At 70.5% G+C, this 12,954-nt stretch carries 14 protein-coding genes; 9 read left to right on the forward strand and 5 right to left on the reverse strand.

Annotated features, from left to right (window positions below):
• Positions 1-10 precede the first annotated feature (10 nt).
• Complete coding sequence (locus tag ABZX75_RS10085; RefSeq protein ID WP_355409675.1) at positions 11-931, forward strand: hypothetical protein; 921 nt, start codon at positions 11-13, stop codon at positions 929-931.
• Between the two features lie 45 nt (positions 932-976).
• Here ABZX75_RS10085 and ABZX75_RS10090 read toward each other — a convergent pair whose 3' ends face one another.
• Entirely contained in the window at positions 977-1,432 is a 456-nt protein-coding gene (locus ABZX75_RS10090) for a DUF3093 domain-containing protein (RefSeq protein WP_355409676.1), read from the reverse strand.
• A gap of 58 nt (positions 1,433-1,490) precedes the next feature.
• Here ABZX75_RS10090 and ABZX75_RS10095 point away from each other — a divergent pair, with 58 nt between their 5' ends.
• From ABZX75_RS10095 to ABZX75_RS10120, 6 genes are all read left to right on the forward strand, one after another.
• On the forward strand, positions 1,491-2,075 hold the full coding sequence (locus ABZX75_RS10095) for a PaaI family thioesterase (protein ID WP_355409677.1): 585 nt from the start codon (positions 1,491-1,493) through the stop codon (positions 2,073-2,075).
• Entirely contained in the window at positions 2,075-2,611 is a 537-nt protein-coding gene (gene dut, locus ABZX75_RS10100; protein ID WP_355409678.1) for a dUTP diphosphatase, read from the forward strand. The genes ABZX75_RS10095 and dut overlap by 1 nt, the downstream gene beginning before the upstream one ends.
• A 1-nt stretch (position 2,612) precedes the next feature.
• Positions 2,613-3,410 carry a DUF3710 domain-containing protein gene (locus ABZX75_RS10105; protein ID WP_355409679.1) on the forward strand — a complete coding sequence of 266 codons (798 nt, stop codon included), beginning with the start codon at positions 2,613-2,615 and terminating at the stop codon, positions 3,408-3,410.
• A gap of 194 nt (positions 3,411-3,604) precedes the next feature.
• On the forward strand, positions 3,605-4,291 hold the full coding sequence (locus ABZX75_RS10110; protein WP_355409680.1) for a response regulator: 687 nt from the start codon (positions 3,605-3,607) through the stop codon (positions 4,289-4,291).
• Positions 4,292-4,315: 24 nt separating this feature from the next.
• Positions 4,316-4,735, forward strand: a complete 420-nt coding sequence (locus tag ABZX75_RS10115; protein ID WP_355409681.1) for an OB-fold nucleic acid binding domain-containing protein — start codon at positions 4,316-4,318, stop codon at positions 4,733-4,735.
• A gap of 3 nt (positions 4,736-4,738) precedes the next feature.
• The gene (locus ABZX75_RS10120) at positions 4,739-5,473 is read left to right on the forward strand and encodes a DUF3159 domain-containing protein (protein ID WP_355409682.1); all 735 of its coding nucleotides are present in this window, start codon (positions 4,739-4,741) and stop codon (positions 5,471-5,473) included.
• A gap of 183 nt (positions 5,474-5,656) precedes the next feature.
• Here the strand turns inward: ABZX75_RS10120 and ABZX75_RS10125 are convergent, their stop codons facing one another.
• Both ABZX75_RS10125 and ABZX75_RS10130 read right to left on the reverse strand, forming a co-directional pair.
• On the reverse strand, positions 5,657-6,319 hold the full coding sequence (locus ABZX75_RS10125; protein WP_355409683.1) for a TrkA family potassium uptake protein: 663 nt from the start codon (positions 6,317-6,319) through the stop codon (positions 5,657-5,659).
• On the reverse strand, positions 6,316-6,984 hold the full coding sequence (locus tag ABZX75_RS10130) for a TrkA family potassium uptake protein (RefSeq protein WP_355409684.1): 669 nt from the start codon (positions 6,982-6,984) through the stop codon (positions 6,316-6,318). Before ABZX75_RS10130 ends, ABZX75_RS10125 begins: the two co-directional genes overlap by 4 nt.
• 207 nt (positions 6,985-7,191) lie before the next feature.
• Between ABZX75_RS10130 and ABZX75_RS10135 the strand changes: the two genes are divergently transcribed.
• On the forward strand, positions 7,192-9,246 hold the full coding sequence (locus tag ABZX75_RS10135) for an APC family permease (protein WP_355409685.1): 2,055 nt from the start codon (positions 7,192-7,194) through the stop codon (positions 9,244-9,246).
• 100 nt (positions 9,247-9,346) lie between these two features.
• The gene (locus ABZX75_RS10140) at positions 9,347-10,678 is read left to right on the forward strand and encodes a class I SAM-dependent RNA methyltransferase (protein ID WP_355409686.1); all 1,332 of its coding nucleotides are present in this window, start codon (positions 9,347-9,349) and stop codon (positions 10,676-10,678) included.
• A 100-nt stretch (positions 10,679-10,778) separates the two neighbouring features.
• Here ABZX75_RS10140 and ABZX75_RS10145 read toward each other — a convergent pair whose 3' ends face one another.
• Positions 10,779-11,447 (reverse strand): hypothetical protein, encoded by a 669-nt coding sequence (locus ABZX75_RS10145; RefSeq protein WP_355409687.1) that lies wholly within the window; start codon positions 11,445-11,447, stop codon positions 10,779-10,781.
• Complete coding sequence (locus ABZX75_RS10150; protein WP_355409688.1) at positions 11,440-12,930, reverse strand: hypothetical protein; 1,491 nt, start codon at positions 12,928-12,930, stop codon at positions 11,440-11,442. The genes ABZX75_RS10145 and ABZX75_RS10150 overlap by 8 nt, the downstream gene beginning before the upstream one ends.
• Between the last annotated feature and the right edge of the window lie 24 nt (positions 12,931-12,954).

Raw genomic sequence — 12,954 nt, forward strand, 5'->3', positions numbered from 1 at the left:
GGCGTCGGCCGTGGCTGGCTCGACACCGTTTCGGAAGCGCCGCTTCCGTAAACGTGGTGATCAGGCGGAGGCGCAGGCGGGAGCCAAGGACCCGGTAAAGGGTCCTGGAACCCCCGGCGACCCCGCTTTCGGGACGAATGTGCCCTCCGGCACCGCAGTGGCGGTGCCGTCGGGCGCAGAGGTCGACGAGAAAGCCCGGCGCCGGTCCGGATCTCGTCGGCTCCACGCCGTCAAGAACGGTGTACGCAAGGGCGGCGAAAGTGCCAGGGCCGCCGCCCTCTACATCACCGAGCGGATCATCGAGAACGCACCGCGCGTTCCGGTTCGGGACCTCGCGACCCTGCGCGCGCAGTTCCCGGGCCTCGGCCCCGATCAGCTTGCCGACAAGCTGATCTCGGGCGCCGCCAACGCCACATCGGCCGTCGGCGCGGGCATCGGCGCGGCCGCCATGATGCCCGTCCCGCCCGCGATGCCGGCGGAACTGGCGGCGGAGATCACCGGAGTCGCGGCGATCGAGCTGAAGCTCCTCGCCGAACTCCACGAGGTCTACGGGGTGAGGCCGCCCGGCGGCCTCAAGGAGCGCAGCCTCGCCTACCTGACCGCGTGGACCGAGGAGCGCGGCGTCGACCTGACGAAGCCGACGACGCTCAACGCGGCGCTCGGCGGTCAGATGAAGCGCGAACTGCGCCAGCAGATCATGAAGCGCATGGTCCGCAATCTGCCCAACCTCATGCCGTTCATGGTGGGCGCGGCCGTCGGAGCGGTCATGAACCGCCGCGATACGCGGAAACTCGCCGAGAAGGTGCGGGGCGACCTGCGGCGCCGCGCGGTGCCCTGGAAGGCACTGGAGGCGCTGCCGCCCCTGGAACAGCCCTCCCAGCCCCTTCCCGAGGCCACCAGGGCCGCACTGGAGGGTCCGGACAAGGGCTAGCCGAGGGCCGGACAAGGGCTGACCGAGGGCCGACCGCTTCCGGGCCTAGACCTTCGCCGCGCGGATCGCCGAGACCAGGGCCTGCGGCTCGCGGGTCGACACGTAGACGTACGGGGTCGGATCGGCCGGATCGGTGACCTCGACGCGCACCGCCGTCGGGACGTAGCTGCGCATCAGCATGAAGGCGCGGGTGTCGGCCTTGTACGTGCGCCAGGCGCGCGCCTCCTCGGCGTCCAGGATCTCCGGCTCGCCCAGGGCCGCCACCGGGATCCGCGCCTCCCCGGCCGCCAGGGCGCCGTTGACCACGCGCACGCGCGCGGAACCGTACGAACTGACCAGCAGGCCGGCCAGCGCGGTGCCCCCGACCATTCCGGCCAGCAGCGGCAGCGTGCCCAGCGGCAGCAGCATCAGCGCGCACGCCAGCCCGATCAGTACGGCGATGCCCCACCAGGAGCGGGGGGCGGTCAGACGTTCGTCGTGGTGCGCGGGGGAGAGCTGCATACGGCCAAGCCTGCCACGAGGCGACCGGTGGGTAGCCGCGCGGGTAAGGTCTGCGGCTGTGAGTGGACGAAACACAGCGTTGACGCCGCCGGCCGATGCCGTGGCGCCGGTGCGGCACCCCGATGCCCCGGCACCCGGCGAGCTCCTCGGTGCGCACTACGAGCACTGCTTCGGCTGCGGCGAGGGTCAACCGCACGGACTCCACCTGGAGGCCCGGGCGGGCGAGGGCGTGAGCGTCACGGCCGAGTTCACCGTCAAGCCCGCCCACCAGGGCGCTCCCGGCCTCGCCCACGGCGGCCTCCTCGCCACCGCGCTCGACGAGACGCTCGGGTCCCTGAACTGGCTGCTGCGCGTCATCGCGGTGACGGGGCGGCTGGAGACCGACTTCGTCCGGCCCGTGCCCGTGGACACCGTGCTGCATCTGGAGGCCGAGGTCACCGCCGTCGCCGGGCGGAAGATCTACTGCACCGCGGTCGGCCGGATAGGCGGCCCGCGGGGCCCGGTCGCCCTGCGCGCCGACGCCCTCTTCATAGAGGTGAAGGTCGACCACTTCATCGACAACGGACGGCCCGAGGAGATCCGGGCGGCGATGGCCGACCCGGACCAGGTCAGGCGCGCACGCGCCTTCGAGGTGAACCCCTGATGTCCCAGAACGACCACGCACCGCTCGACGTGCTGATCCGCCGCGTCGACCCCGAGGTGCCCGTCCCCGCCTACGGCCACCCCGGCGACGCCGGCTGCGACCTGGTGACGACCCGGGCCGCGGAGCTCGCGCCCGGCGAGCGCGCCGTACTGCCGACGGGCGTGTCGATCGCCCTGCCCGACGGGTACGCGGCCTTCGTGCACCCGCGTTCGGGGCTGGCCGCACGCTGCGGGCTCGCGCTCGTGAATGCCCCGGGGACGGTGGATGCCGGGTACCGTGGGGAGATCAAGGTGATCGTGGTCAATCTCGACCCTCGCGAGAGCGTCCGGTTCGAGCGTTTCGACCGCATTGCCCAGCTGGTTGTCCAGCGGGTCGAGAAGGTGCGCTTCCACGAGGTGGCGGAACTTCCCGGCTCGGCCCGGGCCGAGGGGGGTTTCGGCTCCACCGGCGGTCATGCGGCCGTGGCCGGATCCGGCGCTGGTCAGCAGGGTGGGAATGGCTACGCTTCGGTCGTAACCGACCGGGAAGGACAGTGACGTGTTCGGACGTCGCAAGAAGAACGACTCCGCCAAGGACGGCGGCGCGGCCGAGCAGGTCGCCGACCGCGCGTCCGGTCTGGGCGCCGACGAGCAGGGCGACGCCGACGAGCAGGACGGCGGCGCCCAGCCGCGTCGGATGAACCTGCCCCCGGCCCCGCGGCCCGACGGCCCCTGGGACGTATCCGAGGTGCTCGGCGACCCGGCCGACGGCCGGGTCGACCTGGGCGGCATCCTCGTACCCGGTGTTGAAGGCATGGAGCTGCGCGTCGAGGTCGCCGGTGACGCGATCGTGGCCGCGACCGTCGTCCTGGGCGACAGTGCCGTACAGCTGCAGGCCTTCGCCGCACCCAAGAAGGAAGGCATCTGGGGGGAGGTCCGCGACGAGATCGCCACGGGCATCTCCCAGCAGGGCGGCATCATCGACGAGGTCGAGGGCCCCCTCGGCTGGGAGCTGCGCGCACAGGTGCCCGTACCGCTCCCGGACGGGCAGACCGGTGCCCAACTGGTCCGCTTCGTCGGCGTCGACGGTCCGCGCTGGTTCCTGCGCGGTGTCATCTCCGGCCAGGGCGCGGTGCGCCCCGAGTCGGCGGGTGTGCTGGAGCAGATCTTCCGGGACACCGTCGTCGTCCGCGGCGACGGCCCGATGGCCCCCCGCGACCCGATCGTCCTGAAGCTGCCGAACGACGCCCAGATGGTGCCGGACGGCGTGCAGACGACCGAGGAGCAGGAAGGCTCCCGCTTCGGCGGCGGCATGGGCCAGCTGGAGCGGGGCCCGGAGATCACCGAGGTCCGCTGACCTCGCGCCGACAGGCGTATGTTTTCGGCCGGTGGGCCGTACTCCTTCGGGGTACGGCCCACCGCGCTTCGCGGAGCGCGTCAGGAAAGCGTCAGGGATGGCCGTACGGGCGCTCACCGGTCCCTGGGCAGCGCGGACCTCCCCGAGAATGAGCGCATGGGACGAGGCAGGAAGCGACAGGAAGCAGGACCTCAATGACCCGGGTGCTCGTGGTGGACGACGAGCCGCAGATCGTCCGAGCCCTCGTCATCAATCTGAAGGCCCGCAGGTACGAGGTCGACGCCGCGGCCGACGGCGCGAGCGCCCTGGAGCTCGCGGCCGCCCGCCACCCAGACGTGGTCGTCCTCGACCTCGGACTGCCCGACATGGACGGCGTCGAGGTCATCAAGGGCCTGCGCGGCTGGACCCGGGTGCCGATCCTGGTCCTCTCCGCCCGGCACAGCTCCGACGAGAAGGTCGAGGCCCTGGACGCGGGCGCCGACGATTACGTCACCAAGCCCTTCGGCATGGACGAGCTGCTGGCCCGGCTGCGGGCCGCCGTCCGCCGGGCCGAGCCGGCCGCCGGCGCGGGCGACGGCGAGGTGATCGTGGAGACCGAGGGCTTCACGGTCGACCTGGCCGCCAAGAAGGCCGTGCGCGCGGGGCGCGACGTACGCCTCACCCCCACCGAATGGCACCTGCTGGAGGTCCTCGTACGCAACGGCGGCAAGCTGGTCAGCCAGAAGCAGCTGCTCCAGGAGGTCTGGGGGCCCTCGTACGGCACCGAGACGAACTACCTGCGGGTCTACATGGCGCAGCTGCGCCGCAAGCTGGAGGCCGACCCCTCGCACCCGCGGCACTTCATCACCGAACCGGGCATGGGGTACCGCTTCGAGAGGTAGCCGGTGCGCCGGTACGCTTCCTATATGAGTGCTGAACCGCGTTCCGAGAAGCCCGCGAAGCCGGCCAGGCAGGCAGGCCGGTTCCGCCGGATGATCGAGCGGCTGTCCACCTCACAGGACGAGCTGCACTCCGCGGAGCTGCAGGAGGACACAGAAGCCGCGGGATGTACGCGGATATGCGACTGCCACGACCGCCAGATAGTCAAGGTGACGGGCACCCTGCGTACCGTCACCTTGCGACCGCGGGCGGGCGTCCCCGCCCTGGAGGCGGAGCTGTTCGACGGCTCGGCCGCACTGGACGTCGTCTGGCTCGGGCGTCGCTCGATCGTGGGAATCGAGCCCGGCCGCCGCATGATCGCCTCCGGGCGCATCTCGATGAGCCACGGCCGTCGGGTGCTCTTCAACCCGAAGTACGAACTCCGACCGCTCGGACAGGAGCACTAACCGGTGACGTCACTCGACAAACCGACCACCCCAGAGTCCGCAGGTGCCGGCGCCGACGCCGACCAGAAGGCGGTGACCCAGGCCGCGCTCTTCGACGCCTTCGGGGGCGTCCGCGGCACCGTGGAGACGATGCTCCCCGGACTGCTCTTCGTCATGATCTACACGGTCAACAAGGACGTGAAGATGTCCGCCATCGCGGCGGGCGCGGTCGCGGTCCTGCTGGTGATCGTGCGGCTGCTGCGCAAGGACACGGTCAAGCACGCCTTCAGCGGCGTCTTCGGCGTGGGCGTGGGCGTGGCCTTCGCCCTCTTCACCGGCAGCGCGAAGGGCTTCTACCTGCCGGGCATGATCTACGGCGTCTGCCTGGGCGCGGCCTTCACGATCTCCGCGCTGGTGGGCTTCCCGCTGCTGGGCGTGATCCTGGGCCCGGTGTTCAAGGAGAACCTGTCCTGGCGCACGCGCAACCCGGGGCGCAAGAAGGCGTACACCAAGGCCAGCCTGGCCTGGGGGATCATCTTCCTCGCCAAGTACGCGATCCTCTTCCCGCTGTACTGGTGGGGTGACGCGACGCAGCTGGGCTGGGTCCTGATCGCGCTGAAGCTGCCGCCGATGGTGCTCGCGGTGTACTTCACGTGGGTCTTCCTGGCGAAGGCGCCGCCGCCGATCGATGTGATCGCGGAGTGGGAGGCGAAGGACGCCGCTGCCGCTGCCGCTGCCGCTCGGGAGCGGGGGGCCTGAGCCGCCGCGGCTTCGCTTCTGCTGCCGCCGCAGAGCTGGACAACGCCGAAGGGGGCGGGACGACCGTGGTCGTCCCGCCCCCTTCGGCGTCGCGGTGGGTGCGGCGCCGTTGCGGGAGCCCCCGCGCCCCCGCGCCCCGAGCGCCGGTGGGGCTGAGGCGGGGGCTGGGAGTCGCCGAGCGGGCTAGCCGCGGGCCTGGAGGAGGATCTCCAGTTGTTCTTCGCGGGCCTGGGCGGCCACGAAGAGGAGCTCGTCGCCCGGCTCCAGGGTCTCCTCGCCGTGCGGGGTGAGGACCCGGTGGCCCCGAATGATGGTGACCAGCGAGGTGTCCTCGGGCCAGGTGATCTCGCTGATCTGGGTGCCGGCGACCGAGGAGTCGGCCGGCAGGGTCAGCTCGACCAGGTTGGCGTCGCCGTGGCTGAAGCGGAGCAGCCGTACGAGGTCGCCGACGCTGACGGCCTCCTCGACCAGGGCCGACATCAGCCGCGGCGTGGAGACCGCGACGTCGACGCCCCAGGACTCGTTGAAGAGCCACTCGTTCTTCGGGTTGTTGACGCGGGCCACCACGCGGGGCACCCCGTACTCGGTCTTGGCGAGCAGCGAGACGACGAGGTTGACCTTGTCGTCACCCGTCGCCGCGATGACCACGTTGCAGCGCTGGAGCGCCGCCTCGTCCAGCGAGGTGATCTCGCAGGCGTCGGCCAGCAGCCACTCGGCCTGCGGCACCCGCTCCACCGAGATGGCGGTGGGTGCCTTGTCGACCAGGAGCACCTCGTGGCCGTTCTCCAGCAGTTCGCCCGCGATGGAACGTCCCACCGCGCCTGCCCCGGCGATCGCGACCCTCATGCGTGTGCCTCCTCAGGCCCCTCGGCGAAGGCCGCCTCGACCTTGTCGATCTCGTCCGTGCGCATCATCACGTGGACGAGGTCGCCTTCCTGGAGGACCGTCGCCGACGTCGGCAGGACGGCCTCGCCCAGACGGGTGAGGAAGGCGACGCGGACACCGGTCTCGTCCTGCATCTTGCTGACCTTGTGCCCGATCCAGGCGGCCGAGGTGTGCACCTCGGCGAGCTGCACACCGCCGCTCGGGTCGCGCCACAGCGGCTCCGCGCCCGACGGCAGCAGCCGGCGGAGCATCTGGTCGGCGGTCCACCGTACGGTCGCGACGGTGGGGATGCCGAGGCGCTGGTAGACCTCGGCGCGCTTGGGGTCGTAGATGCGGGCGGCGACGTTCTCCACGCCGAACATCTCGCGGGCCACGCGGGCGGCGATGATGTTGGAATTGTCACCGCTGCTGACGGCGGCGAAGGCGCCCGCGTCCTCGATTCCGGCCTCCCGCAGCGTGTCCTGGTCGAAGCCGACGCCGGTGACGCGGCGGCCGCCGAATCCGGCGCCGAGCCGACGGAACGCGGTGGGGTCCTGGTCGACGACCGCGACCGTATGACCCTGCTGTTCGAGGGTCTGCGCGAGGGCGGAACCCACTCTTCCGCAGCCCATGATGACGATGTGCACGGCCGTCCTTCCGGCTGCCAGCGGCTCGCTGGTTCCCAGCCTCATTGCATGCTCTGGCTTAACAGGGTCTCAGACCACGGCCCAAGCTACACACGGCCGGTCACGACCGTGACCTCCGCAGCGCAATCGCGGATGAATTGCGATGGGATTGCGGTGAGAGGGGGTGGAAGTTCGTCAGCGTCATTTCGAACGCTTACGATCCTCTGCGTGTCCAAACTGACCGACGTGCCCAAACGGATCCTGATCGGCCGGGCGCTACGCAGCGACCGCCTCGGAGAAACCCTCCTGCCCAAGCGGATCGCCCTACCCGTCTTCGCGTCCGACCCGCTCTCCTCCGTGGCATATGCCCCTGGCGAGGTCCTGCTGGTCCTGTCGATCGCGGGCGTGTCGGCGTACCAGTTCAGCCCCTGGATCGCCTTCGCGGTCGTCGTGCTGATGTTCACCGTGGTCGCCTCCTACCGGCAGAACGTCCACGCCTATCCCAGCGGTGGTGGTGACTACGAGGTCGCCAACACCAACCTCGGGCCCAAGGCCGGGCTGACCGTCGCGAGCGCCCTGCTCGTCGATTACGTCCTGACCGTCGCCGTATCGATCTCCTCGGGCGTCGAAAACCTCGGCTCCGCCGTCCATTTCGTCATCGAGCACAAGGTGCTCTCGGCGATCGCCATGATCCTGCTGCTCACGCTGATGAATCTGCGCGGCGTGAAGGAGTCCGGAAAGCTCTTCGCGATCCCGACCTATGTCTTCGTCGCCGCCGTCTTCATCATGATCGCCTGGGGTGCCTGGCGCGGCATCGTCCTCGACGAGGGGATGAAGGCGCCGACCGCCGATCTGGAGATCAAGCCCGAGCACCAGGGACTGGCCGGCTTCGCGCTGGTCTTCCTGCTCCTGCGCGCCTTCTCCTCCGGCTGCGCCGCCCTGACCGGCGTCGAGGCCATCAGCAACGGCGTCCCCGCCTTCCGCAAGCCCAAGAGCAAGAACGCCGCCACCACCCTCGCCTTCATGGGCGGCCTGGCCGTCACCATGTTCTGCGGGATCATCGGCCTGGCCATGGCCACCAACGTTCGGATGGCCGAGAAGCCCGCCACCGACCTGCTGGAGAACGGCGTCCCGGTCGGCGCCGACTACGTCCAGCACCCGGTGATCTCCCAGGTGGCCGAGGCCGTCTTCGGCGAGGGCAGCTTCCTCTTCATCCTGCTGGCGACCGCCACCGCGCTGGTGCTGTTCCTCGCCGCCAACACCGCCTACAACGGCTTCCCGCTGCTCGGCTCGATCCTCGCCCAGGACCGCTACCTGCCGCGTCAGCTGCACACGCGCGGCGACCGCCTCGCCTTCTCCAACGGCATCGTCCTGCTCGCCGGCGCGGCCATACTGCTCGTCTGGGTATACGACGCGGACTCGACCAAGCTGATCCAGCTCTACATCGTCGGCGTCTTCGTCTCCTTCACGCTGAGCCAGATCGGCATGGTCCGGCACTGGAACCGCCACCTGAGGTCGGAGCGGGACCCCGCCACCCGCCGCAGGATGTACCGCTCCCGGGCGATCAACACCTTCGGAGCCTTCTTCACCGGCATGGTGCTGGTCGTCGTCCTGGCCACCAAGTTCACGCACGGTGCCTGGGTCGCCCTGCTCGGCATGCTCATCTTCTACGGCACGATGAGCGCGATCCGGAAGCACTACGACCGGGTCTCGGAGGAGATCGCCGCGGCCGAGGGCCCGAGCGACGACAGCGTGCGCCCCTCCCGGGTCCACTCGATCGTCCTGGTCTCCAAGGTCCACAAGCCCACGCTGCGCGCCCTGGCGTTCGCCAAACTCACCCGCTCGGACACCCTGGAGGCGCTCAGCATCAGCGTCGACCAGGCCGAGACCAAGGCCCTGCGCGAGGAATGGGACCGGCGCGGGATCAACGTCCCGCTCAAGATCCTCGACTCGCCGTACCGGGAGATCACCCGCCCGGTGGTGGAGTACGTCAAGGGCCTGCGTACCGAGAACCCGCGCGACGCCGTCAGCGTGTACATCCCGGAGTACGTCGTCGGCCGCTGGTGGGAGCACCTGCTGCACAACCAGAGCGCGCTGCGGCTCAAGGGCCGGCTGCTCTTCACACCCGGTGTGATGGTCACGTCGGTGCCCTACCAGCTGGAGTCCTCGGAGCTCGCCAAGAGGCGGGCGAAGAAGCGGCAGGAGTGGAACGCCCCGGGCGCGGTGCGCCGAGGGCCGGTGGACACCCCGCGGCCCTCGAAGGACCCCGCCGCGAAGGCCTGAGCAGGGTGGTGAACGGCCGGACGAGATCGACGTAAACTGGTGGGTCGGTCGTCCGGCCGTTCTTCACTTTGAAGCATTTGATCCTTGGAGTCTCCCCGCCATGACCGAGCAGAACGAGAAGCAGTCACTGGTCGGGGAGGAGTACGAGGTCGAGGTCGGTCCCGTCGCACACGGCGGGCACTGCATCGCCCGGACCGCCGACGGCCGGGTCCTGTTCGTCCGCCACACCCTGCCCGGTGAGAAGGTCGTCGCCAAGGTCACCGAGGGCGACCAGGACTCCCGCTACCTGCGCGCCGACGCGATCACCGTCCTGGAAGCCTCCAAGGACCGCATCGAGGCGCCCTGCCCGTACGCCGGGCCCGGCAAGTGCGGCGGCTGCGACTGGCAGCACGCCAAGCCCGGCGCCCAGCGCCGGCTCAAGGGCGAGGTCGTCGCCGAGCAGCTGAAGCGGCTCGCCGGACTCACCCCGGAGGAAGCCGGCTGGGACGGCACCGTGATGCCCGCCGAGGGCGACAAGCTGCCGGCCGGACAGGTACCGCAGTGGCGCACCCGGGTCCAGTTCGCGATCGACGAGGACGGCACCGTCGGCCTGCGCAAGCACCGCTCGCACGAGATCGAGCAGATCGACCACTGCATGATCGCCGCCGAGGGCGTCTCCGAGCTCGGCATCGAGAAGCAGGACTGGCCGCAGATGGAAACCGTCGAGGCCATCGCCGCCTCCGGTTCCGGTGACCGCCAGGTCGTCCTGACCCCCCGCCCGGGCGGCCGCCTCCCCCTCGTGGAGCTCGACAAGCCGGTCTCCGTCCTGCGCGTCGAGGAGAAGGACGGCGGGGTCCACCGGGTCCACGGCCGCCCCTTCGTACGGGAGCGCGCGGACGGCCGTACGTACCGCGTCGGCATGGGCGGCTTCTGGCAGGTCCACCCGCAGGCCGCCGACACGCTGATCAAGGCGGTCATGCAGGGCCTGATGCCGCGCAAGGGCGAGATGGCCCTCGACCTCTACTGCGGCGTCGGCATCTTCGCGGGCGCACTGGCGGAGCGGCTCGGCGACACGGGCGCGGTGCTCGGCATCGAGTCGACGAAGCGCGCGGTCGAGGACGCCCGGCACAACCTGGCGGACATGCCGCGCGTACGCATCGAGCAGGGCAAGGTCGAGCAGATCCTGCCGAAGACCGGGATCACCGAGTGCGACCTGATCGTCCTCGACCCGCCCCGCGCGGGCGCCGGCAAGCAGACGGTCCGCCACATCGCGGGCCTCTCGGCCCGCCGCATCGCTTACGTGGCCTGCGACCCGGCGGCGCTGGCCCGCGACCTGGGCTACTTCAAGGAGCACGGCTACAAGGTCCGGACCCTGCGGGTCTTCGACCTGTTCCCGATGACGCACCACGTGGAGTGCGTCGCGATCCTTGAACCGGTGCGGGAGGGCGCCTGACCTGCGGTTCAGGGCAGTGTGCGCTGTGGGCGTTACGGGCGATATCGCGACGCTCGTGACGCACGTTTGACGCACGCCGACGGCCATGCCTGACGAGTCGTCAGCAATGGAGGGGCGCCTCTCGCATCAGGTTGTGACCCTGTTGCGAGAGGCGACCTTTTTGGTTGTGGGCGACCGGGCTGGCCCGTGTCTGGCCCGCGCTCTGACCTTTCCTCTCCGAAACGCGTTCTGTGACCAGCGGGGGCTCGCTCAGCCGGGGCTGTACGCCCTCCAGCCATGCAGGAACGGCTGCAGGTCGTCGGCGCGAGGTTCGGGGGCTTCCTCCGTCCCTCCTTGCTCCGGCTCGGCTCGCAGCGCGCGCAGTCGGGCCAAAGAGTCCCGGGCGACCGAAGCCGTGAACGCCGGGCACAGCAGCGGCTCCAGCGGCGAGCACCGCTTCGAAGTCCTGTACCAAGGCGTCGTACGCCTCCTCGGAGCTTTCGGCGGTCCCGGCCCACCAGGTCAGAGCCGCGGCCGTGATCATACGGCCCGCCCGGTCCTCCCCCTCGGTATACGTCAAAGCCCTCTCCGCATCGGAGTACGGAAGCGCAAGGACCAGACCCAGCGTCCAGCTGTACGCGAGCGGCCCGCCCGGATCGGCGGCCAGTTCACGGGCGCACTCGACGACGAGGCGCTCGTACGCCTGCGGTTCGTGGTCGACGTCCTCCCTCATCTCGTCCCAGGCGGCGGTCAGTTCGCCTGCCCGCTCAGCGGAGGATCGATCAGGCATCGTCGTCCTCCTCGTCCATCTCCTCGTACCGCTCGTCCATCGCGACGATCGGGTCCCGCGCCCAGTCGGCGAGCAGGCTCGCACAGGCCCATACTCCGACGGGGTACGCGCCTTCCGGCGCCGCGAACTCCGCCGGGGCGTAGAGGTGATCGAGGTGCGCCTTGAACACCTTGCGCCGGTGCCCGGACTCCCGCAGATCCGCGTCCGGATGGCCGTCGCCGTACGGGCAGTCATGGCCGGGCGGCTCGGGGTCGACACCTCGCAGCAGGGTGCGCACCTCGCGCCCCACGCCGTACGGCAGGTCGAAGACCGAGGCAGCCCACAGGGAGAGGTGAAGCAGAACGAGGCGCTCGTGCGGGTCGGTGGCCTCCGCGTGCCGGCGTGCCGCCCACAGGCCGGCGTTCTGGCCCGCGGCATCGGAGTTGTCGAGGTCGTCGGCGTCGACGACCGTCTGCGTCAGCGCACCGATGTCGAGGTGCCCGTCGGGCCGTACGAACGAGGCGTCCAGGCCGCTGGTGTCGCGTACGCCGAACAATTCCTGGTGCGCGGAACTCAGTTCACCCAGCGCCTCCTCGGCGAGGCCCCGCAGATAGTCCGGGCACACCCATACGTCGGCCGGCTCGTCCAGCCATCCGGCGAGCTCGGCCCGCCCGCCGGGGCTGCGCACATGGAAGCCGATCTCGGCCACCGACTCGTAGTACAGGTCGTCCTCGTCCGGGTGCTCGCCGTCCGCGTGCGCACAGCCACCCGCATCGCCGAGCAGCCCGAGCGCCCGCTCCAGACCCTCGATCATCGCGTCGAAGACCGGACGCAGGGTGATCCGGTGGACGGCGTACGGAACCGTCACATGCTGCGTGAGGACGTACCCCGCGAGCGCGCCCCGGGTGGGACGGTCGGACAGGTAACCCGTGTTGGACTCGATGTCGGGAGCGGGATCGATGACGGGGTAGTCGTTGAGGATCTCCTTCAGATCCCGCACCGACTGCGCATGGTCCGACGGCACCGCCTCGGGTATCCCGGATGCCGAGAACGGCGCGATCACATCGGCCGTGACGCGTGCGATGCCCGCGACATTGCCCGGGCACAACTCGTCCTCCAACCGGGGGTGTTCGGGGTGCTCCCCGATCAGGTAGTCGGCGGCGGCTCCCACCGATCCCCAGGAGTCCTCGGAGAGGTGCTCCAGCTCCTCCTCGTACGGATGCGCCTCGTGTCCGCAGTCCGTCGCGTCCAGCGCCGACGCGGCGGCCACGAGCGCGGCGACAGCGGCGCGCGCCGTCTCGGGCCGCGGCCGCCAGGCGAGATAGCGGACCATCTTCGCGAGCCCCGCCACCCACACGTGCGCCGACTCACCGCCGGGATCGGCGGCAAGTCGGCGCACACAGTCGAGCGCGAGCGGCTCGGCCTCGGCCGGGTCGGTGCGGGCACCGGCGCGGGACCACTGCGCGTACAACTCGGCCGTCCGGGCATCAGGTATGACGATCATGCCGGGTACGACGTATGGCGAGGC

Source organism: Streptomyces sp. NPDC003038, from assembly GCF_040611115.1.
In the GTDB taxonomy this organism is placed as follows: Bacteria; Actinomycetota; Actinomycetes; order Streptomycetales; family Streptomycetaceae; genus Streptomyces.

Bases quoted from the DNA above. Each gene is read 5' to 3' on its own strand.
- ABZX75_RS10140 (WP_355409686.1), top strand. From the start codon at position 9,347: ATGACCGAGCAGAACGAGAAGCAGTCACTGGTCGGGGAGGAGTACGAG.
- ABZX75_RS10125 (WP_355409683.1), bottom strand. From the start codon at position 6,319: ATGAGGGTCGCGATCGCCGGGGCAGGCGCGGTGGGACGTTCCATCGCG.
- dut (WP_355409678.1), top strand. From the start codon at position 2,075: ATGTCCCAGAACGACCACGCACCGCTCGACGTGCTGATCCGCCGCGTC.
- ABZX75_RS10090 (WP_355409676.1), bottom strand. From the start codon at position 1,432: ATGCAGCTCTCCCCCGCGCACCACGACGAACGTCTGACCGCCCCCCGC.
- ABZX75_RS10115 (WP_355409681.1), top strand. From the start codon at position 4,316: ATGAGTGCTGAACCGCGTTCCGAGAAGCCCGCGAAGCCGGCCAGGCAG.
- ABZX75_RS10150 (WP_355409688.1), bottom strand. From the start codon at position 12,930: ATGATCGTCATACCTGATGCCCGGACGGCCGAGTTGTACGCGCAGTGG.
- ABZX75_RS10110 (WP_355409680.1), top strand. From the start codon at position 3,605: ATGACCCGGGTGCTCGTGGTGGACGACGAGCCGCAGATCGTCCGAGCC.
- ABZX75_RS10145 (WP_355409687.1), bottom strand. From the start codon at position 11,447: ATGCCTGATCGATCCTCCGCTGAGCGGGCAGGCGAACTGACCGCCGCC.